The 265-nt window shown below is 54.7% G+C and carries 1 protein-coding gene; it reads left to right on the top strand.

Annotated elements, in window-relative coordinates:
* Nucleotides 1-265: diguanylate cyclase (locus FDX01_RS23665; protein WP_249360908.1), on the top strand; the 265-nt coding region annotated here is incomplete at both ends.

Raw genomic sequence — 265 nt, 5'->3', positions numbered from 1 at the left:
AACGCCATTCATGAGTTGATTAGCGAAGCGATTGATAACGCGGGCGACACGCAGGTCGGCATTATTTATCTCGACCTCGATAACTTCAAAAAGGTCAACGATGCCTACGGGCATATGTTTGGCGACCAGCTTTTACAGAGTGTCTCGCTGGCCATCCTAAGTTGCCTCGAAGATAACCAGTTACTGGCGCGCTTCGGTGGTGATGAGTTTATCGTCCTCGCGACGGGAACCTCCCAGGGGGCGCTGGAGGCCACGGCCTCGCGCA

Origin of the sequence: Citrobacter sp. wls613 (assembly GCF_005281195.1) — a bacterium.
Lineage (GTDB): Bacteria > Pseudomonadota > Gammaproteobacteria > Enterobacterales > Enterobacteriaceae > Citrobacter > Citrobacter gillenii.
The sequence above is the reverse complement of the archived record's forward strand: the minus strand, read 5'-3'. Positions and strand labels throughout refer to the sequence as shown.